Raw genomic sequence first — 26,447 nt, 5'->3', positions numbered from 1 at the left:
GAACCGCCCTGGTCGCCACTTTTTCAACGGAGCTTGTGTTGGATCTCGATCTAGTTTTCAGTTCGTTTGTCTTCTGCTTTTTCTCACCTCTGCGCTCATGCTCTTTTTTCTGCTTCCCTTTTGTCAATCCCGCCTCGCCGAATAGGCCTGCGCGGTAGAGTGCATCGGTTACGTCCGACTTTACATCAGCCGATTTTCCTAGGTGCCCTTTTGCTTTTCTCTTCTTCACTTGGCACATGGCCGAGCTTGACTGCGCGCGCCGCATAGACGCTCGAGCATGCTCGGCTGCATCGGCTTTCTCTCGGAGCTGTCGTTTCGCTTCCCGTTCATAGTCCGAAAGTGATTTACTCGAATTGCATGAAGACTGTTCAGGAAGCGCTGCAGAGCGTCTGCGCCCGGCATGCTTGTCACCGTCCCCTCCAAATTTAGGCAGCCCTTTTCCCGCACGGGCTCGTGGCCCGCGCCCGCCATAAACATAACTGGTTCGAACGATACCCACCTGCGCGCTCTCCTGAACGATCTGTCCTTATTCACAGTTCGACGTCCCTTCCTGAAGTAGGAGCGATGTCGAGTCACAGCGTCATCTTTCCCTCAAATGATTGTGCCAAAATGTCATGAACTCCACGCCCTGATCATGTGCGAGTTTCATCAGTACGCGATGATAAAACCGAGTTGCATGCGGGACTGTTTTCAAGCTTACCGCTACCAGCGCCAAGGCGATGATCCGTGGATCGATGTGGCTCGCATCGGCGATTTCGATCACAGCGTCATGCACTTCGAGTTCTCGAACTTTCCTTTCGAGCGAGGCGCTGAGCGCCGGGATCGGCGCGCCAGTCTCGAAGGCGACAAGTATCGCCTTCCACATAGCCTCGTTCTCATCGGCGCGATTGTCTACTGCCGATGCTTTCCGGAACAGTGCGTTGCCACCGCTCTTAGATGCCTGGCTGTCGCTGCTCCGCACTATGCACATCCTGACTTCATCGTCGGCAACAACCATCGGCGAAGCATGAATGGGGTGTTTTGCCATACTCGCGGATACCTCGAGAGGCACCTTTCGCATCTGCGGAAGCTCGTCCTGCGACACGCTTTCTTCATCGACGAGCACCAGACTCGTCAGATGCGTGCAAAGGTGATGGCGGATCGCAAATTGAGTTGCGGACGCTTCATCAAGTTGCGTTAGCGCCAAGGAGGCCGCGAAACGGCCCACGGGATCGGAGCCTTCAAGGGACATCGGCTCCCCCCATTCGACGTCGATCTGGATGCCCCCACGGGCGCTTGAGAGGCGTGCGGGAAGCCTCTCGTCGTCAAGCGTAATCGTGCGAGCAGAAATCGCCCTGAGGTTCGGGGATCGAAGGGCCGTAAGCGCGGCCCCTATGCTGTCCGAGACCTCCGCGCCAAGGGTGAAGAACACTTGACCGCCGGTTTCAGCACAAAGGCGCCCGATCGTTACATCCAGGCTCCCGGAACCGATCAGGACGGCACTGACGCGCGCGGGTGAATCTGAGAACTTCTGGACGAGATCGGACCATGTCTGGCCATCGGTGAGCACCAGAATATCACGTGCCCCGTTCGCAATTGCGAAGCTAATGGCTGCCCCCAGCTCCGTTCCACCACGGGGGCCTTCGAGCAGCTCTAGCATGCGGGATGCGCTGCTTGCTGGCTGGGAGCCTAGAAACTCAACGGAACTGTCAAACTGGTAGAGCGAGATCCGATCGGACGCGTGCAAGCTTCTGAAGGCCTGTGAGAGGCCGCTACGCATGCTCTCCCAGATCGAGAGCCCGTTCCTGCCAACGCGAGCCCCCGTTGAGCCAGAGCGATCGACGAGGACTGCAAGATCGAGAGCCGCATCTTCTTGGGTCGGCGCGGTAGTGCAGACACGTACCTGGCGGCCGTGGGCGTCTCTTCCGAACACGACCCCAAAGCGCCCGCCGGAGATCGACAGCTCAATGGCGGCCTTCAACGAGATCTCGACGCTCTGATCGTTGACTAGAATTTCTGTCCCGCTCAGCACAGCATGGCCGTCTTCGCAGGTGACAGAGAGCCTCGCAGCGTGACGAACATTCGCATCGGTTACGAGGTCATCGGCGGGGAGCAGCGGGGAGTTGCCATAGAGCTGACCGCAGGTAACGGGGATGCGCAGAAACGGATTTCCACCAACCATCGCAAGCGGTAGCACCATCGTCGCGATCAACTTGACCATGGCGCCGGGCGCCAGGTTCGCGATCGATACCGCATGAAGGCCCCGAAGGAGTTCTTCATGAAGGACGGCGAGTTTGCCGCGATCAATGGCTTCCTCATATGTTTCTCGAGCGGCCGAGCGGGATTTTGCGACAGCGGTGATGACGCGCTTATCGACGTGCAGCTCAAGGTTCGTGACGGTCGCTTCAAAGCCGACCGGGAACGTCATGATCGCTTCAATCGGCATGTCCTCGTCGTTCTGGAACGTGCGCGTGAGCGTGACGATCGCAAGGCCACGGCGGCATTCGACGCGGTATTCGGTCGCTTTGAGCGGCATCGGGGTGGGCTTGCCGCCGCGAATTGCGGAAACCCCATCGTAAAGCGTTCCAAGATCATGATCGAAGGGAGTGGATGCCGAAGACGGTCGGAAATTCTTGAACATCACTTGGGTTCCTTGGCTGAATAGACGCGCAAGGCGTCGGCGAGGTGTTGAATGACTTTTTCGATGTCGATGGCATCGGGTTGAACATCCGGGTGAACGCGCAGCTCAACGCCATCGATCTGGGCGATCGGCACCGCATCTTCGAAACTCATCAGGACCTTGATAGAGGCAGGCTTCATTCCAAGTCTGTGCAACGCGAGATAGCGCCTGGCTTTCTCAATGTGGGTCTCGTCATAGGCATCCGCACTCCGGCCGGTCTTGTTGGCGGGAGGCAGGATGCCTTCTCCAATCAGGAAGCGAACCTGCCGGGGAGCGATTTCCAGTTGTTCGGCCAGTTCGGACAGGGTCATGTCGCCTCCTAACGGAACAAGATATTTGTCACGTTTTCACGATTTCAAGATCGTGACAAGAAATTTGTTTTGTTTTTTGAGTTGACGCTGTTTCGGCCTGTTGCCCGTCGTTTCACGGAGGCGGTGGCTGGCTACACGCAGGGGAGGCTTGGCGGATGCTCGGGACGACGAAATGATCTTCATCCGGATAGCTCGACGCCACCAGGAACGAGGCTGCGCAAACGATGAAAAATACATCTCGCGCTAACGAGAGAGGTGGGCTCGAGCGTGGCGTGGTCGCCATGAATCGAGGCAAGAACCACGAAACTTTAAGTCGCGGGGAAGTTGTCGCGCCACAAGCACATGGGCATGGATGCCTCAGGGCAGCAGATTTCTGCTGCCCTGAATTTGAAACTCAAGCTTGCTTTTCCACGTCGGGAGCCAGATCCAGGCCGACGATGCATGTCGACGAAATCGGGCCACAGGCAAACCCACTGACGGTGAGAGAATAGATGAGGGGGGCGTTTCCGATGGTTTCCAGATGCTCCGAGAGGATCTCAAAATCATCCATGTCTTCGGCTTCTTCGCCGAGTTCGCGGCGCTTCTCGATGATCTTGTGCTCAAGATCTTTGTGAAGAAAGTTGAACTCGCCCACTTCACTAACGAACGAGAACAAGGCCGTCGGAATTTCTTCCCACTCTGGCTCGTCGATGTCGTCGACAAAGCTGCCATCGACGGGGTCAATGCCTACGAGAACGACCTTGCCGGTGATGGGGCAGCGCAGGGCCGGAGCTGGCTCTTCGAACTCCCAGTCGATCTCGTGCAGGGCGCGCGCGAATGCATCGCTATAAGTCATTGTACTCTCCGTATTCAGATGTCTGGTGATGGTTTGGGTGCACCATCTGTGCCCGCCGTCCGAGCAAGTCCGAACCTGTCGGGCACCATGAGGATCTATGTCTCAAGCCTATGAAGCGCAAATGGAATTATTCGACGTCGCGAGCTTTTTGATCAGCATCGGTTGCGGGTTTTGTCTCGATGATCGAAGCCGTTTTGACTTCTGACGAGGGGTCGCCATCTGGTAGAATGATCCTGCGCTTGAATAAGAAGCGGAGGAATTCAAGTTGACCAGGAACGAGATCGGACACGGCGGAAAACGCGCTGGGGCGGGGCGACCCAGAGGCTCTCGCATGCGGCGCAGCGACGTGCTCGCGGAGGAGTTGATCTCCGCTGGTAAATGCCCCATCGAAGCCCTCGTGAGGCTCGCTCAGCAGGCGGAAGCGGCAGGCGACGTTGGGCAGGCGATCGGCGCCTGGAAGTGCATCCTCCCCTATATCTATCCAAGGCCCAAGGCCGTCGAGACGCAACCCGAACTCGTGGTCGACCTGGCGCGCACACTCGCGAGCGTGCGCAGCGAGGCCCTACGCCACGACATCGCGCAGGAACATGTGGCCTTGCTCGAGAGATACCTCTCCGGAACCTGATCGGTCCCGTTGTGCAGCGAACGGAAAGCAACCCTACGGGCCTGTTGTCGTTGGCGCCCTGGTTCGTGATCTTCTCGTCCCAGCCGAGCACAGGGTCGAAGTGCCTCCCTCCCTTGGTCGTGGGCGTGACGTCGACCCGTTCCAGTGTGCCGGTTCGCGCCCGGGATTTTTATCATCTTGCTCTTCACCCGCCATGCGCATCCTTCCTCCCGAGACAGTGGGGTGAGAGCGTAAGCATTATAATCTCGAAACTGACTGGAACACTGGAACAGGGCCAACCGCCACCCGCTGGGGAGGGCGCGGGCCGCGCTGACCTCGACCCGCGATCGTTTAGGCGAAATTTCGCGCGATTTCGCTCGATCTGGCCGGCCCACGCCGCTCCCTCGCATAGGCCGGCCAGATCACCTGTGAGGCCTAGTGCGCTCTGCCTTTAAGCCCTGTCCCCGCGATGGTTGCCAGGCTAGGTTTAGGCGGCGCCCCCGCACTCGCTTGATCCTCGGCCACATCCAGGAGGTCGGTCGCCAACCCTTTGCAGCCAAGCGCGGTCATGAACAGATCAGCAAGTGCACTTACGGGCGGCAAGATCAGGATATGGGTTGCCACGCCTCTGACCCGCTTCTTGCCCGTCGACGTGTCACCAAGGATGCCTAACAGGCTCTTCCAGAACAGGCGCTGATCCATCGAACGGGGCGCCCGCATTTTCTCTTGCTCCCAGGCGCTGAACGCCTCGAAGACCGTCTTCTTGTAGAAAACTTGATGATCCTCGGGGAGTGTCTGCTGCGTCTCGTCGGAGAGATCTGCACGCGCGATCAAGGCCTGCCTTATCTTGTGTGGCAAATTGCTCTTCTGGACGAGTTCTTCGAGGAACCAGCGGTAGACTGGATCCAGAGAGACCAGCATCTGATCGAGCCGCGCCTTGGTTTGCGGGCGGTCGCGCTGGGCGTCGAACCTGGAGAGGTCACGTTCAAGCAGAAAATGCAGTAAGGCGGCCTTGCCGACCGTGGATTTGGACCAACTCCAGAGATCGTCCCAGTACTGCGCATGCGCGGCGCGCGGGGTCCGGGCATCAGACACGTCGAGTACGACAAAGCGCCGATCTCCAGGCTCCAAACGAACGGCATGCTCGTGGTTCGAGGTCAGGATCAAGGTCATGCGATTTCTCTCGTTCAGGACCGCTTTGTGTTTGCCTTCGAGCCTGAGGACATCCTGTGTGATCAGGCGCTTCATGGCGTCGGCGTCCTTTCTGGAGCCGGCAAAGAGCGCCTCGTCGCCGATCACGAGGCAGGCGTTCAGGAGGTGGTCCGTGAAGCGTCCGACGATGTCGTCCGCGTGGCCGGTTTCGAAGACGTTGCCCCGAAAAAGCGACGCGATTATATCGGTCACGAAAGATTTTCCCGAGCCCTGTCGCCCGCGAAACACGAGGGCTATCTTGAGCGGCACGCCTGGGCGCTGAACCAGATGCGCGAAGCAATCCAGCAGGTAGGCCAGCACGGTCTCTTGGCGGCCGGGCGCTTCTTCCGCGACGATGACGTCCCGAAGATGCCGCAAGAACGGTTCGATGCTCCCTTGCCGCGGGTTAACGGCAAATCCTTCGAAGAGGTTCTCGAAGCCCTGCTTCGCACGTTCGGCGGCTGTTCGGGGATCGGCTTCGAACAGGAAGCCTCTGACTTCACGCCGGCTCGGATCGCGCAGCCAGGCCTCCGCGGCGGGCAGCATCCGTCCTGCGTCCGGCGAGAAGAGCGGAGGCTCCTTCGCCATCAACAGGCGAAAATCCTGTACCTTACGCTGTACGAGTACACGTCGGCCGGACTGAACAGCCCAAGAGCAGATGGTGACGGTATCTGCTCCGGTGAAGACGAAGAATTCCGCGTTCATCCTCTCGATGAATGCCTCATACTTGGTCTGCCCCAGCTCGGCCAGTTCAGACTGCTTCGCGGCTCGACGTAGCGTCTTGAGCCGTTCCCGGATATCTTTCACGGAAAGACTGAGCTTGTGCTGCTTCGCGGTCTGCTTGAGTTGCTCGATCTCCGTACTGTCGTAGATCGGATCGCTCGCGGCGATCCGAAGAAGTTCCTCGTCGAGCCAGTCTTCTGGAGACAGCTTGATGTCGTCAGTGACTTGCTGCGTCGTCGGGGCCTCCATCGCGCCCGTATCCTGGCGTGTGTCCTTCATTGGTCGATCCTCAGCGCGTTCTGGGTTGTTCGTGGGAACTGGTTGCGCAACTCCGCCAACTTCATGCGCATGGCAGCTCGGCGGGTTTCAAAGCGGTGGTACCGCTCTTCGGTTGCGCGAAAGGCGCAGCGCTTTGCCAGGCGCTCGGTGCGGTCATCCCAACCGTCGCGAGCTGCAACGCCATGGGGAAACCGAACCAGGAGCGTCAGGACGATTTCGTCGTAGCTGAAGCGATGTCGGGCAAGCAGCGCAGCCACCGACATGTCACGCCCGCTGGCGCTCGTGTCCGTAAGGCCCTTGATGCCCCCTTCGAAACGCGCGCGCAGCGCCGCACCCTCGGGGTGGGCGAGAAGTCGCGCGAGCTTCGCGTCGAGCGCATCCTCCGAGACATATCCAAAGTCGGGAAGCCGCGCATCCGAGAGCGGCGAGCCCGTGTTGGCCTTGGGTCCACGCAGTTCCTCGCACAGAGCCTTGGGCAGTTCCGTGGGCATCCGGTCGTCAAGGACCCGATAGCGTGCCTCGACATCGCCCCAGACGATGAACCCTCCGTTTCCGCGTGTATCGAGGCCCGGCACGATCGACGCTCGATTTCCAAGCTGTACTGCAGCGGGGAGGCGATAAATCCAGTGCTGGCCCCCCGATGTGGTGCCGTGTACCCGCGTTGCTGGACACTGCCGCTGGTCGACCCAGGCGCGCGCTTCTGAGCCCGGTTTGTAATCGTCGAGATCGATCACGAGGAGGCCGGAGCGCTGGCCGGTGGGCACACCCACGGCGTTTGCCCCAGCCCAGTTCAACTCTCGTGGGTCGCCCGAGACCTGGGACCATTTCACCAAGGGCTTCTTGTTCCACTTGCCGGTGTCGGATTGCGAGATCAGAACCGGGAAAACGGGAACCCCGAAGTCGTCATGGATCTTGCAGGCAAGTTGATACCCGGTCATCTCAGGACGCATCGGACCCTCCCGCGCCGCGGGAAGCGAGCCTGTCTGCGATCCAGGTCTGGAGCTCACGCTCGGAGAAGAAGGTGAGCGCGCCCAGCTTGATCGGCTGTGGGAGCGTCTTGTCGGCGATGAGGCGGTAGGCCGTGCTACGGCTGATGCCGATGATCTTGAGAGCACCGGTAAACGAGACCAGACGATCTCGAGCCAATGCCTCTGGATTTTGGTGTCTGGACATGTTGCCCTCCGTGTCGCTATGCGTCATGGAGACAGCGTATGTTCAGTGCATGTCCGAGCGAAAGCGACGGCGGGGGATAGACGATTTCAGGTTTTGCGAACTGCCTATCCCGCGTCTGAGGGCGGGTCCTGCAGCGAGAGGGCTCTGAGGCGTTCACCCAGTCGGGCGGTTTTTTGGTGGCGCTTCAGAAGCCTCCGGCGCAGGTCTTTCAATGCCGCGTACGAGGCTCCGGTCGGGCTCGGCATGCCGGGAAGATTGAAGACTTCATTCGCGACATACATGAACGGTGTTGGAGGCGCTTTGCCCCGGCGACCTTCCTCGATCCATGGGGGTTCTCCGGTCGCGCGCTGCCACCATGTTTCGAAACCCATGTAGAGATTGTCACGCGAGACATCCTGAAGAAACTGGCCCTCTCGCGGCGTGAACGAAAGGGTCTGCGCGAGCACGCGAAGGGTGGTCTCGAGCTCGTTCAGGGTTGACGGTCCGATGGCATTTTCGATGAACGACGTAAGGTCGCTCTCTTTTACTTTTGCGAGGTCTTCAAGGAGCTTGGAAGACCTCTTTGCCGCCTTGTTCAGAAGGTTTGCATCGCCCTTGTTCAGAAAGCCGCGAAGAAGCGCTGCCTCGCGTTGATACCTTGCAAGTATGGGGGTGAGTTGTTGCCAGGATTCAGCCGAAATCTGGGGAGCCGCCGTCTTGAAATGCCGGTTCAGGCCCGCTTCGATCCGCTTGATTGCCTCTGGTGTCAGGCCGCTCGGAGCCCGCGTGTGTTCGTCTGCCATGAGACTGAAAACCCTCGAAAATCTTTTTGGGCGCTATCCTCTTTTCAATCCATGCGGTCGCCGCTAGCTTGGTTCGGTGAGGCGTGGGATTGATTGCACGGTTTGCTTTGGCTGCTCGGAAATTCTGGCAGAAACGGACAGATGTTGGAAGAACTTACGCTTACGGATCGTTGCCCTTTGGCGCGGGTGCGGCCACGTTCCGAAGACGCGGGTAATCCGTTCTTGATGCTGTCCGGAGGTTCCGCATGGCCGCGGTGAATTGCCGGAGCCTGTCGCGCCGAGAGGCCCGTTCGCTCAGGGGCGCATCTCGTCGTTCCCGGGCGTGCCCGGTGAGTGTCCATGGGCTTGCCCGTGCGGCGCATTTTCAACAATTCCACTCGTTGTCCCAACGAGATTTCCGAGGTCGCGAAACATGAACCCTGTTCCTAATCCCGGATCATTGATCGCGCTCCGGTCCGCAACCTGGAAGGTGCTTGGCACCTCCACGCTCAAGCGCGGTTATCGTGAAGTGCATTGCCGCGGCTTATCCGGCGTCGTACGCGACAAGGAGGCGCGGTTCGTTTGGGACCTCGAGAAGGGAGCCCGAGTGCTTGACCCGACATCGGTCCACCTGGTTCCGGACGCATCCCCCGGGTTGATCGACACGAAGCTGCACCTTGAAGCCGCGTTCCGTAACACCCCGACCACGTCCCGTCGCCCGCTGACGCTTGGACGTGCTGCAATCGACGACCTTTCATTCCAGCATCTGCCAGTCGAGCGAGCCCTGTCACAGGACCGGGTACGGCTGCTGATCGCAGACGACGTCGGCCTCGGGAAAACCCTCGAAGCGGGCCTGATCACGTCGGAGTTGGCTCTTCGGGGGCGGGCAGACCGGATCCTCGTTGTTACGACCCGGGCGATGCTCACCCAGTTCCAGAAGGAATTCTGGACCCGGTTCTCGATCCCGCTGTCGCGTCTGGACAGCGCCGCGATCCGGCGCATGCGGAACCGGATCCCCGCCCACTATAACGTGTTCGATCAGTTCGACCGGTCCATCGTCTCGATCGACACGTTGAAGCGGGACGCCCAGATACGGGATGCGATCAAGCACTCCTACTGGGATCTGATCATCATCGATGAGGCCCATAACGCGGCAGCCCGAAAAGCCGCGGCAGGGTCGAACTCGCAGCGGGCGGAGCTGGCTCAGCTCCTGTCCAGGCGCACGGACTCTCTCCTGCTGCTGACTGCTACCCCGCACGACGGGTCGCAGGAAAGCTTCGCGAGCTTGATCGAGATGCTGGACCCGACCCGGGTCCCGGATCCGACCCGTTTGCACCGGTCTGACATCGAGGACCTGGTGGTCCGCCGGTTTCGGTCCGACCAGAACGTGGCCAAGGATATCGGCAAGCAGGTTCCCGAACGCCAGCTGATCCGCCGCAACTTCCCGCTGAGCGCGGAGGAGGAGGTGGCCTACCAGTCGATCGCCGAGTTACACCTCGATCTCGACGAGCAGTCGACAAGGGGGCGGGCGATCGACCTCTTCCGGACAACGCTTGCGAAGGCGATCTTTTCCAGCCCCGCCGCATGTCTTGAGACACTTCAGCGCCGCATCCGCGGGATCGAAAACGGAACCGCCCGTGGGACTGACGAGGACCGAGATCGGCTGCAGATCCTTGCGGATCAAGTGGCGGGGATCGATACGGGCGCCTTCAGCAAATACCAGGATCTCCTCAGCATGCTGAGAGAGCTGCGTTGGACTGGAAAGGCCCCGAGGGACAGGATTGTCATTTTCTCCGAACGGATCGCCACCGTTTCCTGGCTCGCACAGCGCCTCCAGGCGGATCTGAACCTCACCGAAGATCAGGTTGCTCGCGTTGACGGAGGGAGCGTCGAGGCAGATGTCCATACCCAGGAAGTGATTGATGCATTCGGGCAGGAAAAGTCTCCTATCCGGATTCTGATCGCCTCGGACATGGCATCCGAGGGGCTGAACCTGCACTTCCAGTGCCATCGGTTGATCCACTTTGACCTGCCTTGGTCCCTTTTGCGGTTCCAGCAGCGCAACGGCCGGATTGATCGCTACGGTCAGGACCGGCCGCCGCTGATCACCTATTTCGTGGGGGAAAGCACACACCCCAAGGTGCGCCAGATGTGGGTGCTGGAAAAGCTCGTCGAGAAAGATGAGGCCGCCCAGTCCGGAGTCGGAGATCCGGCCGTCTTTCTCGGCAAAGGGGACGCTGAGGAGGAGGAAGCGGTCGTCGCTGAAGCGGTTGCGTCCGGGATTGGTGCGGATGCGTTTGATGCTCAGATGAACGCGCGTGCCGCCGAGGTGGAGACACATATGTCTCTCGACGACGAGTTCGCGGCTCTTTTCGGGGATTACGCGATCCCGGCTGAACCGAAGGCGGACGTCGGGTCAGCCTTTGATAGCGCCCCACCAAGGCTTTTTTCGGATACGTTCTCATACGCCTCCGCCATGATCGGGCGGCTGTCCAGCCCCGAAGAACGCGCCTTTCCAGCGGCCCCCGACATCTCTCAGGTTGATCGGATGATCCGCATCAGCATACCGGATGATATGCGCGCCCGTGACGGGTTTGGATATGCCAGTGAGGGAGCGGTGGACGGTCGGTTCATGCCCGAGGAAGCGGTCGGGGCCGGGGATCGGATCGAGTTGACCGATCAGGCGCAGGTAATCAACCGGGCGATCGATCATGCGAAGATGCAAGAGCGTTCTTGGCCGAGCGTGCAGTATCTCTGGGATGGACACCCGATACTTGAATGGTTCGCGGACCGGGCCAGCACCTTTTTCCCGGAACATTCAGCCCCGGTGGCCCCGCTGAACGGTCTCGCCAAGGGGGAGGTTGCGGTGGTGATGCACGGGGCAATCCCGAACGCGAATGGCGCCCCCGTTGTGGACCGATGGGCTGTGGTCATCCTGGGCGTGGACGGCGTTCCGCAGATCGAGGAAGTCCCAGATTTCATCGCCAGGGTGCGCCTTGCCCAGGACACGCCAGGTCGGGTGGTCGACGATCTTGCGCCGGCGCAGTCTGCGATCAAGACGGCGGTGGACCGGTTCCAGACCCATCTGCGTGGGCTCGGACAGGAACGAGCGGCCCTGATCCAGCAGGATCTGGATCTGGTCCTTGATCGGCTCGGGGATTTGGAGGGCCGCTTCCGGGCTCAGTTGACTTTGGACCTCGGGGACGAGAGCGATGATCCCTCTGGTCTCAGCCCCACAGAGAAACGACGCCTGACGATCCGACGGGCGAAAGAGCAGAAGATTGAACGACTGTTCCAGGACTGGACAGAATGGTTCGAGCGGACCCGCAGGATGGTCGATGACCCGAACCCCTATGTCGACGTCAAGGCAGTATTTGTGGGGTGAGCGGATGGACCTGATCGGCATTGAAAATGAGGCGGAGTTCTTTCCGTCCGGAACCCTGTCGGACGTTCTGAAGGAGGAGCTTTCCGACATCACCGCACGCTGGGCGGGGCTTGAAAAAGCGGCCCATCCGGTGGAGCGGCTTTCTCGGGTAGCAACCTCCACCGTTGAGGCCCTGCGGCAGGTCCGGAACAGCTCGGACGCGGATCGTCGAGCGGAATTGGTGCGGGAAGCGCATCATGCGCTTCTGGGGGCGCTTGGCTATCCGTGGAAACGGGAGACAGCTTTTACCGCGCTGGAGGGGGCTCCAATCATCCCGCTGATCTCCCGCGTGGCGGATGCCGCGGGCCGGGATGCGCTCTGGATCATCGCAGCGCCGATCCCGGACGCAGAGGATGAGGCGGCGGACCCGATCGGGGCGTGTTTTGCGACGGATCAGTTTCCATCTGATGCAGGCGACGCGGCGCTCCTGGACCGGACCATCGAGTCCGTGCTTGCGGAGGGGGTGTTCGAGCTGCCCGACGGGCCGCGCCATGTCCTGGTGCTGGGGCTTTCCCAGCTCGTTCTGATCGACAAGCGGAAATGGCCTGCCCGGTCCGTCCTCCGGTTCGACCTGCAGGAAATCTTCACGCGGGCGGACCGGGATACGTTGACCGTCATGGCCTGCTTGATTTCCCGCGAAGCGCGGGTCCCGGATCAGGGGTCGCCGATCTCGGATCGGTTGGAAGAAGAGGCGCAGCGGAACGCCAACGCGGTCACGACCTCTCTGAAGCGCACCGTCCGGGATGCCATCGAACTGCTCGGCCAGGAGGTGCTGGCTGTCACCGGAGGAAAGTACAAGGACGTCTGGATAGATGGACCTGAACTGTCGCGCGAATGTCTGCGCTACATGTACCGGCTTCTCTTCCTGTTCTACGCCGAGGCGAACCCGAGGCTGAACTTGCTGGACCTGAAGAATCCGATCTACGCGACCGGGTATTCTCTCGAAACGCTTCGTGACCTCGAATCCGTCCCGTTGCGAACTTCTGCGGACCGTGAGGGGACCTTCCTTTGGGAGAGCCTGCAGCGCACCCTGACACTGCTCTATACCGGCCTTGATCTGGCGGATGAAGAAAAAGGAACAGGGCTGAGGTTGCCCGCAGTCAAGGTATCTCTGCTTGATCCCCAGAGCACGCCTATCCTGAACGCCCTCTCGCTTCGTAACGAAGCGATCCAGAAGGTTATTCGGCTCCTTTCACTGAGGTCCACGGGCAAAAGCACGGGGCGCATTTCCTATGCCAAGCTCGGGATCGGCCAGTTGGGCGCCGTCTACGAAACCCTGATCTCATTTACGGGTGTGGTCGCGAAAACGGATCTGATCGAGCTTAAACCTCGTAAGGGGCGATCGAGTGAAACGTCCGAGGACGAGGGTCAGGGGGAGGCGTCAGAGTCTGACGACGAAGTCGATGAGGACCTTTTCGACGAAGAGGACGCCGAACAGGAGGACGCATTTCGTCGTGACAAGGTCGACAAGCTTGCGCCGAGCTGGTTCGTGTCCCGCAGTCGGATCGGTGAATTTGCTCCGGACGAGATCGTGTTCAACGGGTCGGAGGCTCTGGTTTATCCGAAGGGAACTTTCATCTACAGGCTCGCGGGCCGGGATCGGGAAAAATCTGCCTCCTACTACACGCCGGAACCGCTGGCGCGGCTCCTCGTCAAGCATGCGCTGATGGAGCGGTGCCGGGATCTGACCGCAGACGAACTTCTTGAACTCAAGATCCTCGAGCCCGCCATGGGTTCTGCGGCCTTTCTGGTCGAAACCACAAATCAGCTTGCCGACCTCTACCTTGAGCGGAAGCAGAAGGAGACTGGAAAGACGATCCCGCAGGAGCGGATCGTCTTCGAAAAGCAGAAAGTCCGGGCTTACATCGCGGACCGGAACTGTTTCGGGGTCGACCTGAACCCGATTGCCGTGGAACTGGGGGCGATCTCGCTTTGGCTGAACAGCCTCCACGCCAGCGACTTCTCGCCTTGGTTCGGGGATCAGCTTCATTCCGGAAACTCCCTGATCGGCGCACGTCGGGCCGCCTATGCGCCCACCTGGCTCAGTGCCAGGACGCAAGCGGACCTCTGGCTCAACGCAAAGCCGGACGAGATCGGCTGGCGGAAACGCCTGCCCGAAAACCACGTCTGGCAGTGGCTGCTCCCCGCCAAGGACATGGCGAATTTCGACAAGGACAAGTCGATCAGGCCCTTCGCGGGTGACGCGCAGGACCAGATCAAGGCATGGCGGAAGGACGGCTTCTTCAAAAAGCTGGAACCGCACGAGATCAAGCTGGTTCAAAAGCTCAGCCGGATCGCCGAGGCGCTGTTCGACCAGGTCGCCGACGATCTCGCCAAGACCCGCGCCGCGGCAAATGATGGGATCACGCTCTGGCCGGACAAGGTTATGCCCGGCAACAAGGGGCTGGATTTCCACGCCAAGGAAAAGCTGAACGCCCACCTGATCGGGGCCGATCACGCGACCAATACGCTGCCCTACAAGCGGCTCAAGACGGCGATGGACGCATGGTGCGCGCTTTGGCTCTGGCCGCTGGACAAGGCGGATCTGCTGCCAAGCCGGGCGGAGTTCCTGCAGGGCATGGCGATGATCCTGGAAGGTGGCTTTACCCCGGACGGGTCACTGGCCGCCCCCAGCATGGATGAGTTCGCTGATCCTGCCCCCGACTTTCTGGACATGATGGAGCCCGACGCGCCTGCTCGGGATCTGTTCAAGGCCGCCGCCAAGCGGCAGGACGGGCTGTTCCGCGAGACCAATGTCGAGGCGCTGGTCGAGACCTTTGACTGGCTCGGCGTGGCGGTCGAGGTGGCCGAGCGCGAGCGGTTCGTGCATTTCGACCTGATCTTTGCCGACGTGATGAAGGCGCGGGGCGGGTTCGATGTGATCGTCGGGAACCCGCCTTGGGCCAAGCCGTCGTGGAACGAGGGGCTGGTGCTGGCGGATATCGACCCGCTTTACGCGGGGTTGTCGGCATCGGACGCGAAGAAGGTTCTGCCCGAGGCGCTGCCGAAAGCGCCGTCCGTTCGGCGTGAAGGGCGGATGGTTTCGGCGGAACGGGCCTTCCTACAGGATTTCGTGTCGACTCGTGGGGCGATGGAGGTGACCTCGTCCGAAGTGATGAACCCCTTCGCCGGGGGCGGGTCGAACAACCTCTACCGCTGCTTTATCGATCTTTCATTCCGGCTGGTCGCGCCGCAGGGATATGCCGCGTTGATCCATCAGGATGGGCATCTCGGAGATCCGAAGTCAGGGGCATTCCGGCGGCATTGGTATGCACGGATTGTGAAGCACTTCGATCATAGCAACAAGATAACAAGCAAGAATTTCGCCGAAGTTGTCGATCACGTGCGCTTCAGCCTGAATGTTTATCGGGGAAAGCCGGCCGAAATCAATTTCGATCAATTCACTTTCGCCTTTCTTGCGGGACAAATCGAAGACTCCTACGCCGATCATGATGGAGTCGGGGAAATCCCAGGCATCAAGACTGCCAATGGAAAATGGGATACTCGTGGCCACCGTGACCGAGTTATGCAGATCGACCGTGGTGCGCTCTCTGTAATCCACGCGCTGTCCGAGGATGAAGGTGTCCCAGTCGAAGAAGCCCGCTTCATACAGCCTTATTCGACGCGCACGCTCGACGTGTTCCGTCAGTTGGCGCGTTTCCCGAAATTGGACGCGATTATTCCAAAATCTCAACGAACGGTTCGAACCGGCACAGGTGAGCATGTGGTTGAAATCCCACTGTGGCAGATGTCGTCGCATTGGCACGAAACAGGGGCACAGAAAGACGGAACAATCAGGCGCCGGACATCCTTTCGAGACGCTGACCAAATGATTTTGCAGGGGCCCCTATTTTACGTCGGCAATCCGCTTTACAAAACTGCTAGAAGAAATTCGCGCAGCAATTCTGACTACGATGTAATCGACTTAGTGAATGCGCCAAGTGATTACCTTCCCAGAACGAATTACGAACCTGCAGTGGATATGCAAGAATATCGCAGCCGCATGGCGCGTTGCCGCTGGGATCCGACTAGAACTCATGCTGACTTCTTCAGGATTGCCTTAAGGCGAATGGTAAATCTAAATAGTGAGAGGAGCTTGGTCTCCACGGTTTTTCCTGCCGGAGCAAGTCATATCAATGCCGTTGAGAGCATCGCTTTCAATGATGAAAGAAATGTGATTAATATGGGAGCCTTATTGTTTGCTCTCCCTTACGACTTTTTCATCAAGGCAGCCGGAGTAACGAACCTCTTTCAAGCTGACATTGCGCGACTGCCGTGGGTGAACTGCAATAGGTCTGCATTGTACCGAGTATTGCGTCTGGTTTGCCTTACTTCGGCTTTTGAAAACCTGTGGAATAGACACGCTGTCAATCTTGAACCGCTCCCATGGTCTTCGTCCGACCCGCGCCTCCAACTCGACGGTCCGGTGAAAGGTCAAGAAAAATGGGATCACACTGCCGGTCTCCGCTCCGAATTCGCCCGCCGCATGGCGCTGGTCGAAATCGACGTTCTGGTCGCGCAGGCACTCGGCCTGACCCTCGAGCAGTTGATCGAGATCTATCGGATCTACTTCCCGGTCCTGCAAGAGAACGAGGCAGGCACCTGGTACGACCAGAACGGCCGGATCGTCTGGACTTGCTCCAAGGGCTTGCCCGGCGTCGGCTGGCTCGACGAGCGCGGCAAAAGCCCCGGCCGCGCCGCTTGGGACAAGATCCTCGCCGAGAACCCCTCGGAACTCACCTGCACCGCCATCGACGACACGATGCCCGGCGGCCCGCGCGAGGTCACCCGGCACTTCGTCGGCCCCTTCACCCAATGCGACCGGATCGAGGATTACAAACGCGCCTGGGCCCATTTCGAGCGCCTCAAGACGGCGGAAGTTGCCGAATAAGTGTGAATGACGGAGGTGTCACATGGGCATGAAGTCCAAAGTCCGTTCGATGCAGCGCGGGGCGCAAAAGAGATCCGATGGGGCGCCGGTGACAAATGCGGAACTCTACGGCCAGTCGCCACCGTTGCTGACAGATGATGAGCTCGCCAATTTCAAGTTTGGCAATCGTTCAATCGACGACTTCTTTCTGGGGCTGGACGATATCCTGCGCGCGTGTCACCGCAGTCATCTTGCGGCCGGAGACGTCGCCAAGGTGCTGAACAAGCAACAAGCGCGAACAGCCTGTGGGGCGCCATGGACGCCCCGCCTTGCATGGTTCCTGATGAAGACTTGGAGAACGGTCCATATTCAGAAGCAGGAGGTGGCGCGGCAGAAGCGGCAGGCGTCGGAGCAGTTCAAACGATCTGCCAAGCCCGATCACGCTGACGATAGCCCGATTGAACGTGCCGTCGCACACCAGAAGACCCGTACCTTCCAGAAGGTCCTGCGCAATTACTTCAAGAACCCGACGCTTGGCGAAATCTTCCCCGAACTTGGCGCGCTCAAGCAGACGCTTCTGGATCAAGGAGGCCCCGCGCCTGGTGTTCAGCGGGCGCCCCCCGCGCACCTAGAGCCACCTCTTGCTTCTCGTTCGAAAACAAAGCCAATCAAGCAACAAGACGGTGGACGATCTCGCGCAAAAAAGCCCGAAACCCAAACCAGGGCGAAGACCGTTGCGTCCCAGAACGGTCAGTTCAACGGTTGGTGGAAGGACTTTTTCACCTCTGCGGGCGGCGGGAGTTACCTCGCTGATCTGGTTCGTTCCAACCCGCGGCTCTTGGAGTTGGCCGGTCTTAGGGACGTTCGCTTCCTTGGGGCACTTCGGGCTCGAAAGTCTGCCCACCCCGACGGCCTCTATTGGACTGAGGCGGACGCAGAGCAGGTCCGTCTTGCCATCCTTGCGGGAATGCATCAGCAAGGGGACACGTAAAGAGTGATTTCAGCATGAACCCGATCCTTCTTGCCCGCCACGTGCAGGATAGCCTGCGTGAACAGGTCCACACGACCCTGAACAGCTCCAGCCCCGCCTTCGACGGGGTGGTGGCGCGGTTCATGGCCGAGCCCGGGAACTTCTTGAAGGGGCCGTGGATCTCGGTCGACATGCCGTTTCGGCAGATTGACGGTGCAAAGGAAGGGGCGTGGGCGCAGCCCTTCCCGGAGGTGCCGCTGAAATTCGCGCCTTATCAGCACCAGACGGACGCCTTCGCTCGGCTGAGCGGGGCGGCGATGCGATCGACACTGGTTGCAACCGGCACAGGGTCGGGGAAGACGGAATCCTACCTCTGGCCGATCCTCGACCACTGTCGGCGGAACAAGGAGAAGCCCGGGATCAAGGCGATCCTGATCTACCCGATGAACGCGTTGGCGACAGATCAGGCCCGCCGGATCGCGGCTGCGATTTCCGAGATCGGATCGCTGGACGGTGTGCGCGCCGGTATCTACGCGGATGCGGAGCCGCAGAACCCGACACATGAGGTGACCGCAGACAGCGTGATCACGCATCGCGAGACGATGAGGCAAAATCCGCCCGACATCCTGCTCACCAACTACAAGATGCTCGACTATCTTCTCCTGCGCGGCCGTGACAAGCCGCTATGGGACCAAAACGACCCGGAGACCCTGCGCTTCCTCGTGGTTGACGAGATGCACACCTTTGACGGTGCACAAGGTGCTGACCTCGCCCTCTTGCTACGGCGTCTCAAATATCGCCTGAAGACGCCAAACGGGCACCTTGTCTGCGTCGGCTCCTCGGCCACGCTCGGGGCAGGTGAGGACGCCAGGATCGATCTGCGGCGCTATGCAGAGACGATCTTTGGAGAACCCTTCGACGAGGGCGCGGTCGTTACCGAGACCCGAAAGACGCCGAACGAGGTGTTTGGCGATCCAGAATACCTTGATCGGCCTGAACCGGCAGAAATTCATTCAGCCCTTCAAGAAGCCGCAGAGATGGATCAGGCTGGTGCGGCACTTCGCCTTGCGACCAGCCTTTTCCCGGAGCGAACAGACCCGGATCTCGCTTTCCTCGAAGAGGTGGACCCAGCAGACCCGGCCTGGCGGATCGCGCTCGGGGACCGGCTGAAAGAACATCACCTCTGTCAGCGGGTCCTGAAAATCATTGCCGAGCACAAAGGTCCGGCGCCACTCGAGGCGATCGCAGCCGGACTCGGGCAGGTCCGGATCCTGCGGGACTGGGCGGAAGCCGATCATCGCGCGCTTGCAGAGCTGGTCGTTGCGCTGGTGTCTTGGGCCCGGTCCGGCTCCCCGCAGAGCCCGCGGCCGCTGTTCAATGTTCGGCTCCAGCTCTGGATCCGCGAGATGTCGCGGATGGTGACGAACCTGCCCCGCATGGAAGCGGGCGGGGTCCGATCACAGATGAACCTGTTCCACGCACTGGACCTTGACCGACACGCCCTGCGTCGAGCCCTTCCGGTCGTGAACTGTAACCGCTGTGGCGCGACCGCCCATGTGGGGCGGCTGAACCCGAACTCGACGGCCTGCTGGGCTCCGCTTGAACAACTCTACGAGGAGTTTTTCGACGAGAATGGCGGGCAACGTATCCGGCTCTTCTATCACGAGACGATCGACCGGATGGTCCCTGCGGCCGGCGGTGGTGTGCGGATCGTCAAAGGCCTGCTTGATGCGGAGACGATCGAGTTCACCCCATCCGATCACGATAACCTCGAAGCGGGTCCGGCCGCTCCCGTCTGGATGTACGACCCCTCCGACGCGAACGGTCGGATCGACCGAACTTGCCCCGCTTGCGGACAAGCCCGGGGGCTGCTCCTTTTCGGCATGCGGGCGGCCAGGCTAACGACCGGGATCACCGGAACGCTCTACACCTCGGCTCAAAACGAAGAGCAGCCCGAAGCGAAGCCGCGCTTCCTGATGTTCTCGGATTCGGTTCAGGACGCGGCGCATCGGGCCGCGGTCGCAGAGACGCGCAACGCCCTCTCTGTCTATCAGAAATCCCTCTTCACCGCGCTGGCAGAGTCGGAAACGGGCGGGATGAGTCTTCTTGATGTGATCGAAAACGTCCCCTCTGCGCAGCTTGACGCGCACGGGCCTGATGCGTTCACGGCGCTGTTTATTCCGAAGGAACAGACTTGGCGGGGCCGGTATCAGGACCTGATCCGGGATGGGATATCGATCACGGATCAGGTCTTTCTTGATCACATGAAGCTGCGGCTCGGTTGGGAGTATTTCGTTGACCTCAGCTATCGGGCGCATTTCAGCCACACGCTCGAGGTCAACGGGATGGCCGCGGCAGAGGTCTCAGCCGATCTCCTGAGCGCCTCCGCAACGCGGCTTGCAAGCGAACTGCGCAACGAACTTCCGGGCGCCCCCGACATTGATCCCGGCCTGCTCACCCGATTCCTGTCCGGGGTGGTTCAACGGATGCGTCGTCAGGGCTCCGTCGCACACCCGTACCTCGCAAGCGCGGTCGCGACCGCGAAGGGAACGTACGGGCTGAACTGGTTTGCCGCGGCGATCCAAGTGGGCGTCGGAAAGACCGGGACCCTTCCGGCTCCAGACGGCCGCCGGGGCCTGGCCCCGATCCCGGTGACTCTCGGCAATTCACCGATCGGATTTGAGCGCATCACCAGATCGCAAGGGGCGAGTTGGTATCGCGACTGGCTCTTCCGCTCCCTTGGGACGGAGGATATTCGCTATGCCACCGATCCGGATGCAATTTACCCGATTGTCCTGCGTCGCCTTGAAGCGGACGGGATTCTCCGCGGCGTCAACGGTCCAGACGGGCAGAACCGTCACGCCTGGCTGATCGAACCCGATAAGGTCACCGTGTCGGCTCGCGTGGTCGGCCTCATCTGTGACCGCTGCGGACGGCAGGAGACGACGCTCGCTGAAAACGAGCAGATCGCTGTCGGATCCCCGTGCACCCGGATCGGCTGCGTGGGGCACCTGGGCGAAGCGGACATGCCGCCCCGCCCGGCGCTGCGCCGTTCGCTACGTTCGGACCGCAATCATCGGGTGGTTGCCCGCGAGCACACCGGGATCCTGGAGACCGATGAGCGGCTGCGCGTCGAGACCGGGTTCATCAGGGGCGAGACCCGCTGGGCACCCAATCTGATCTCCGCCACCCCGACGCTCGAGATGGGGATCGATATCGGGGATCTGTCGACCTTGCTTCTGGGCTCGGTTCCGCCCGAGGAGGCAAACTATGTTCAGCGAATGGGCCGGAGCGGTCGGCGCGACGGGAATGCGCTGAACATGGTGCTCGCAAATGCGCGGGCCCACGACCTTCAGTTCTGGGAGGACCCGACGCCGATGCTGGCTGGCCAGGTGCGACCTCCGGGGGTCTTCCTCTCGGCCGAGGAGGTATTGCTGCGTCAGGTAACCGCATTCACGCTCGACGCCTATGTCGCCGCTTCCTCAGAGACAGGCGATTACGGGAAGGTTCGCGACGTGCTGAAACGCCGTGCCGCCGGCGCGAGTGAGGGGTTCCCGATCGAATGGTTGGAGCAGGTCCGTAGCAGGGGGGATGAGTACGCGACGGCGTTTCTGGCCGGGCTTCCGCCGGAAGTTCAGGCGCGAACAGACCTCGCAGATCGTGTGCGCGGCTTCCTGACCGGGACCGACCAGAGATCCATCGGTTGGCGGATCGGGGCGGCCTTCGACGAGGCCGCTTCGGAAAAGGCACGCCTGATCGAGAAACGGGAAGAGGCGACAAAAGAACTCACGCGCCTTCGGAAACGGCGCGCCGAACTGACGGACGAAGAGTTCGAGAAACGTGAGGGCGAGATTTCGCGCGACCGCACGGAGATCAACCGGTTGATCCGTAGCGGGATCGACGACGTGGCGGTGATCAAGTTTCTCACCGACAAGGGCATCCTGCCAAATTACGCCTTCCCGGAAGAAGGTGTGAAGCTCACCTCGATCTTGTCGCGTCGCAATGACACCTCCAGAAACGCGGCTTCCAAGGATGAGGACGGGCTGCTTTATGTGGAATACTCCCGTCCGGCGAGCTCTGCGCTGTCGGAATTCGCCCCGGGCCAGTTCTTCTATGCGAACGGGCGACAGGTTCAGATCGAGCGGATTGAGATCGGTAAGGAGGACCTGACCCCCTGGACTTTTTGCCCGTCGTGCTCGCACGTCGCGAGTCGGCTCGAGGGGATGGAGACGAGCACCTGCCCCCGGTGCGGCGACGAGATGTGGTCAGATACAGGCTCGCATCATGATGTCGTTCAGCTCAAATCTGTGATCTCGGTGAACAGCGAGGAGAAAGCGGCGATCCGGGATGGAGATCAACGGGATCAACGCCAGTTCGATCGGGTTCTGATGCCGTTTCACAAGCCGCAGGATATTGTCTCGTCCTGGTTCACGAGCCGGGAGAACGGCGCGCCCTTCGGGTTTGAGTTCCTTCCTCATTGCACCTTCCGGGATTTCAACTTTGGCCCGAAATCCACCCTTCCAGGACCCAAGATAGCCGGGGAAAAACGCCCAGCGCTGCCGTTCCGGATCTGCCGTCACTGCGGAACGCTTCAGAAGCCGCCCAAGGACGAGGCAGATCGCGGGACGCACCCGCCGAACTGCAAGGTGATGCGTGAACCGGACCTGGCGCGCGACAAGTGGGAAACCGGCGTCTTTCTGATGCGTAAGTTCGACACGGAAGCCATGCGGATCGTGATCCCGGTCGTCGGGGAGGCCGATGACGATGATCTGAAGAGCTTCGTTGCGGCGATCAACCTCGGGATGCGAAAGCATTTCGCCGGCAAGGTGGACCATCTGCGCTCGACCATATTCGCAGCGCATCTCGACGGGATGACCACGGTCCGCAGCCTCTATCTCTATGACGCGGTCCCGGGCGGATCGGGCTATCTGCGTCAGGTCGGCGAGCATCCGGACACGATGCGGGCGGTGATCAGCCGCGCGGCTGAGGCGCTCCGGGACTGTGCCTGCAACCAGGAGCCTGACCGGAATGGCTGTTTCCGGTGCGTCAAGCCGTATCGGTCCCAGTTCGGGCCCGGGGAGCCTGACCGGGATCGGGCACGTCAGATGATGGAGACGATCCTTCAGAAATGGGACAGTCTCAGCCGGACGGAAACCGGGATCGACGAGTCGATCCGTGGTGCGCTGGTGGAGAGTGCCCTCGAGAAGCGTCTCCTCAACACTCTTGTCCACCGTTACGGAGATGAGGCTCTGACCCCGCAGGTTCTCCCTGGTGGGCGCCGGGGCTTCGTGCTGCGCGCTGGCCCCGCGGACGCGTCCCGTCTCTGGACGATCGAGCCACAGGTGCAGATCGACGCCCGCTTCAAGGGGCTCCCCCGAAAGCGGATCGACTTTCTGTTCACTCCGGTCGGCCGAGCAGGTTCCGTTCCGGTCGTTCTCGAGATGGATGGGCTCGAGTATCACGCAGACACGGTTGCGCAGGACCTTCTGGATCGGATGCTGATGATCAGGTCGGGGCGAGTGCGGGTCTGGACCCTTTCCTGGCGGGATCTGGACAAGGACGACCGGTCATACGTCAACCCGCTCGTGGAGCCTGCTCTTGGCCCGGAGAAAGTGGGGCGGCTCGCGATGGTCTGCGCCTTCGCGGGCTTTGCGGCCCATGTTGATGGTGTTCGGGGACTACAGACCGAGAGTTCGCTAGAGGGGTTCTGGCGCCTTCTGGATGGGCGCGCAGAGGACGACGCGCCGCTTCGTTCTATACTGGCGCGCGGCCTCGTTGCGAAGGGTCGGCCGCTCGACCAGCTCCCGCGCCAGGCGTCTTTGACAGAAGAGGGCCGACAGTTCCTTCTCACCCCGGAGCTGACGGACCATGTGGGCGCAGGGACGCTCGACCTCTATCTGGCATGTAACCAGATTTCGCCGACGGATTGGGTTGGATCGGAAGATGATCTCCGGCTTCTTCTGCGGGCAGAACTGCCAGACCCGGGTCACCAGCCTGCAGCAAAAGCATTGTATACGGAGGCTTGGCGCGGCCTCTGGCGGCTCGTCAATCTGTTTCAGGGCGCGCGCGGGTTTCATTTGGAACTGGCCGGCCTCGAAACCCTATCCCCGCCGGACATGTCCTCAGGATCAGGCCCGACGGATGCCGATGCTGAGGCCTGGACAGAGGCTCGCGCGCTTTGTGATGAGGTATTCCATTCCTTGATCGACGCGCTGATTGCAGCCGAAGTGCCGGGACCGGACCGGTTCGGAGACGACCTGCTCGTCGAGGGGCGTGTCGTCGGGATGATGGAGTTCGGATGGGGCGAGGCCCGCCTCGCGGTAGCAGAGACGATGTGTGAGGGGGTGAGCTGGCGGCTTATCCCGTTTGACCCGGAGACGGGCCAGGTCGGTGAGACCGTTACCAAGGTTATTCAGGCACTGCAGGAGACAAAATCATGATGGTTGCGATCAACAAACGGGTCTCCTACGACATCGGTTGTATGAAAAGTCTGCGCAAGCTGCCCGACAAGGTCGCGCTTCGGTTCTTGGACATGATGACGCGCTACATGTCGGATCCCTCGGCCAACGGCTTGAACCTGGAAACGGTTGAGGGGGCGAAGGATAGTTCGCTCAAATCCCTCCGCGTCGATCAGGGATACCGGGCAATTGCCTTCGAAGTGGGCCGAGACATTATGTTCGTCCACGTTAACGAGCATGACAAGGCGTATCGCTGGGCAGTAAATCGGCGTGTCAAACTCGATCCGGACACGAACCGGATCCGGGTGGTCGAGGAAATTGACCTGACAGTCGCGCCGACTGAGGCCTCGACTGCCGCAGAGCCGCGCCTTTTTGCGGAGGTGGCCGACAAGCGGTTACTCGCTCTCGGTGTTGCCCTGGAAGAACTTTCGGCGGTCCGCGCTCTTGCCTCGATCGATGCGCTGGAAGCAGCGGAAGAAGACTTTGATCCGCTGACCTATCAAATCCTTTATGGGCTCGCCGCGGGATATACCGACGAAGAGGTCTATGCCCTGACCGGAGTTCCAGAGGAGCCCGAAGTCGCCTTGGAGAAGGCTGTCCAGGATCTGACCTTCGATCGGATGATCGAGACTGAAGAGAGCCGCCAGACCATTTTCATCCCGGAGGACGAGGCGGAACTGCGTCGCGTCTTCGAAGAGGGGCTCGAGGGGTGGCGGGTCTTCCTGCATCCCGAACAGCGCAAGATCGCCTATCGGGACTACAACGGACCGGCCATGGTTCGTGGCGGTGCCGGGACCGGCAAGACGGTAGTTGCCATGCATCGGGCAAAGCACTTGGCCGATCAGATCGAGCAGGACGCGTCCCGTGCTGGCCAGAGGGTTCTCTTGACCACATTTACGACAAGCCTCGCGCAGGACATCGAGGCGAACCTCCGTACACTGTGTCCAGCGCATCTGGACGCTCGACCTCCCCGTATTGAGGTGATCAACCTGGATCGTTGGGTGTCCCAATTTCTCAAGCGTAAGAACTTCGCTCGAGAGGTCGCTTTCTTCGGGGAAGCACGAGACCGGCTAGATCAGATCTGGCGCGAAGTGCTCGACGATCATGAACTGCCCGAGGGGCTCTCCGAACCCTTCATCCGTGCGGAATGGACGCAGATCGTCCAGGCGAAAGGGTTGACCGACCAACGCGCCTACCTGAAGGCATCCCGGGCCGGACGCGGTACCCCGCTCGATCGGCGTAAGCGCACTGCGCTCTGGGACGTTTTCGCAGATTATCGGGCCCGGATGATAAGCGCGGGGCTCGCCGAGCCGGATGACGCCTACCGGGAGGCGATCGAGATCCTGGCTTCCGAGGCGCCAAATCTGCCCTATGCGGCGGTGATCGTCGACGAGGCGCAGGACATGGGCGAGCAGGCGTTTCGGCTTATCCGGGCAATCGTGCCGGTGACTTCGATCGGGGACCGGAACTCTCTCTTTGTCGTAGGTGACGCCCACCAGCGGATTTACGGGCGTCGTGCCAGCATGTCTGCCTGCGGGATCAACGTGCGCGGTCGTTCTCGACGGCTGCGCCTGAATTATCGGACCACTCAGGAAATCCGGGCGTGGGCCGTCTCCATTCTGGAGGGCGTGAGTGTGGACGATCTTGACGATGGGACCGATTCACTGCGCGGTTATGTGAGCCTGATGCATGGGGTCGCGCCGGAATTGGTTGGCTGCCGATCGGAAGCGGAGGAGTTGGAAGGGCTCGTTGCGTGGCTCCGCGCCTTGCCAGAGGACCAGATCCGGCTCTCGGATATCGGCGTTCTCTGCGCACGACGTTCGGATGTTGCCCGGGTCCATGGCGCCTTCCAGACGGCCGGGATCAAGTCCGTGGTACTTCAGGCGGGAGCGGACGATCGGTCCGTACCCGGCGTGCGAATTACGACCATGCACCGGGCCAAGGGGCTAGAGTTCTTTGCCGTGGCGATCCCGTTCCTTTCCGACGCCGCATTCCCTCCGGCGGGCGCACTGAACGCAGCGGTCGATGCGGCCGATCGGGAGGACATCATGACGCAGTACCGGTCACTTCTTCACGTCGCAGCAACGCGGGCGAAGAAAGCGCTGCGGGTTACGTGGAGCGGGACACCGACCCAGTTGATAAGCTGAGATCTTGTCTGACACCTAGGAGCGCGTGATATGTGCCCGAGG

The 26,447-nt window shown here is 60.7% G+C and carries 13 protein-coding genes; 6 read left to right on the top strand and 7 right to left on the bottom strand.

Annotation, left to right across the window (positions count from 1 at the left end; translation table 11 throughout):
- Positions 1-580 precede the first annotated feature (580 nt).
- The 3 genes from LZA78_RS03865 to LZA78_RS03855 form a co-directional block, all read right to left on the bottom strand.
- The gene (locus tag LZA78_RS03865; protein ID WP_233675625.1) at positions 581-2,620 is read right to left on the bottom strand and encodes a VIT domain-containing protein; all 2,040 of its coding nucleotides are present in this window, start codon (positions 2,618-2,620) and stop codon (positions 581-583) included.
- Positions 2,620-2,970, bottom strand: coding sequence for a helix-turn-helix domain-containing protein (locus LZA78_RS03860; protein WP_233675624.1), 351 nt, complete (start codon positions 2,968-2,970; stop codon positions 2,620-2,622). Before LZA78_RS03860 ends, LZA78_RS03865 begins: the two co-directional genes overlap by 1 nt.
- Before the next feature lie 394 nt (positions 2,971-3,364).
- Positions 3,365-3,805 carry a hypothetical protein gene (locus tag LZA78_RS03855; RefSeq protein ID WP_233675623.1) on the bottom strand — a complete coding sequence of 147 codons (441 nt, stop codon included), beginning with the start codon at positions 3,803-3,805 and terminating at the stop codon, positions 3,365-3,367.
- A 331-nt stretch (positions 3,806-4,136) separates the two neighbouring features.
- Between LZA78_RS03855 and LZA78_RS03850 the strand changes: the two genes are divergently transcribed.
- A complete protein-coding gene (locus tag LZA78_RS03850; protein WP_233675622.1) occupies positions 4,137-4,430 on the top strand; it encodes a hypothetical protein in 294 nt (97 codons plus the stop codon).
- Between the two features lie 414 nt (positions 4,431-4,844).
- On the opposite strand, the gene LZA78_RS03845 is transcribed toward LZA78_RS03850, so the two are convergent.
- The 4 genes from LZA78_RS03845 to LZA78_RS03830 all read right to left on the bottom strand — a co-directional run bounded on the left by LZA78_RS03845 (position 4,845) and on the right by LZA78_RS03830 (position 8,557).
- Positions 4,845-6,602, bottom strand: a complete 1,758-nt coding sequence (locus tag LZA78_RS03845; protein ID WP_233675621.1) for a DUF5906 domain-containing protein — start codon at positions 6,600-6,602, stop codon at positions 4,845-4,847.
- A complete protein-coding gene (locus tag LZA78_RS03840) occupies positions 6,599-7,552 on the bottom strand; it encodes a bifunctional DNA primase/polymerase (RefSeq protein WP_233675620.1) in 954 nt (317 codons plus the stop codon). The genes LZA78_RS03845 and LZA78_RS03840 overlap by 4 nt, the downstream gene beginning before the upstream one ends.
- Complete coding sequence (locus tag LZA78_RS03835) at positions 7,542-7,775, bottom strand: helix-turn-helix transcriptional regulator (protein WP_233675619.1); 234 nt, start codon at positions 7,773-7,775, stop codon at positions 7,542-7,544. Before LZA78_RS03835 ends, LZA78_RS03840 begins: the two co-directional genes overlap by 11 nt.
- 104 nt (positions 7,776-7,879) lie before the next feature.
- Complete coding sequence (locus tag LZA78_RS03830) at positions 7,880-8,557, bottom strand: hypothetical protein (RefSeq protein ID WP_233675618.1); 678 nt, start codon at positions 8,555-8,557, stop codon at positions 7,880-7,882.
- A 412-nt stretch (positions 8,558-8,969) separates the two neighbouring features.
- Here LZA78_RS03830 and LZA78_RS03825 point away from each other — a divergent pair, with 412 nt between their 5' ends.
- From LZA78_RS03825 to LZA78_RS03805, 5 genes are read left to right on the top strand one after another with little or no spacing between them, the layout of a single operon-like run.
- A complete protein-coding gene (locus tag LZA78_RS03825) occupies positions 8,970-11,921 on the top strand; it encodes a DEAD/DEAH box helicase (protein ID WP_233675617.1) in 2,952 nt (983 codons plus the stop codon).
- A gap of 4 nt (positions 11,922-11,925) precedes the next feature.
- Positions 11,926-16,851 carry an N-6 DNA methylase gene (locus tag LZA78_RS03820; protein ID WP_233675616.1) on the top strand — a complete coding sequence of 1,642 codons (4,926 nt, stop codon included), beginning with the start codon at positions 11,926-11,928 and terminating at the stop codon, positions 16,849-16,851.
- 22 nt (positions 16,852-16,873) lie between these two features.
- Entirely contained in the window at positions 16,874-17,821 is a 948-nt protein-coding gene (locus LZA78_RS03815) for a hypothetical protein (protein ID WP_233675615.1), read from the top strand.
- A 14-nt stretch (positions 17,822-17,835) separates the two neighbouring features.
- Positions 17,836-24,240, top strand: a complete 6,405-nt coding sequence (locus tag LZA78_RS03810; protein WP_233675614.1) for a DEAD/DEAH box helicase — start codon at positions 17,836-17,838, stop codon at positions 24,238-24,240.
- Complete coding sequence (locus tag LZA78_RS03805) at positions 24,237-26,405, top strand: UvrD-helicase domain-containing protein (protein WP_233675613.1); 2,169 nt, start codon at positions 24,237-24,239, stop codon at positions 26,403-26,405. The genes LZA78_RS03810 and LZA78_RS03805 overlap by 4 nt, the downstream gene beginning before the upstream one ends.
- Positions 26,406-26,447: the final 42 nt, after the last annotated feature.

Origin of the sequence: Rhodobacter flavimaris (assembly GCF_021378075.1) — a bacterium.
GTDB lineage: Bacteria > Pseudomonadota > Alphaproteobacteria > Rhodobacterales > Rhodobacteraceae > Rhodobacter > Rhodobacter flavimaris.
This window is presented reverse-complemented; position numbering and strand designations above follow the sequence as displayed.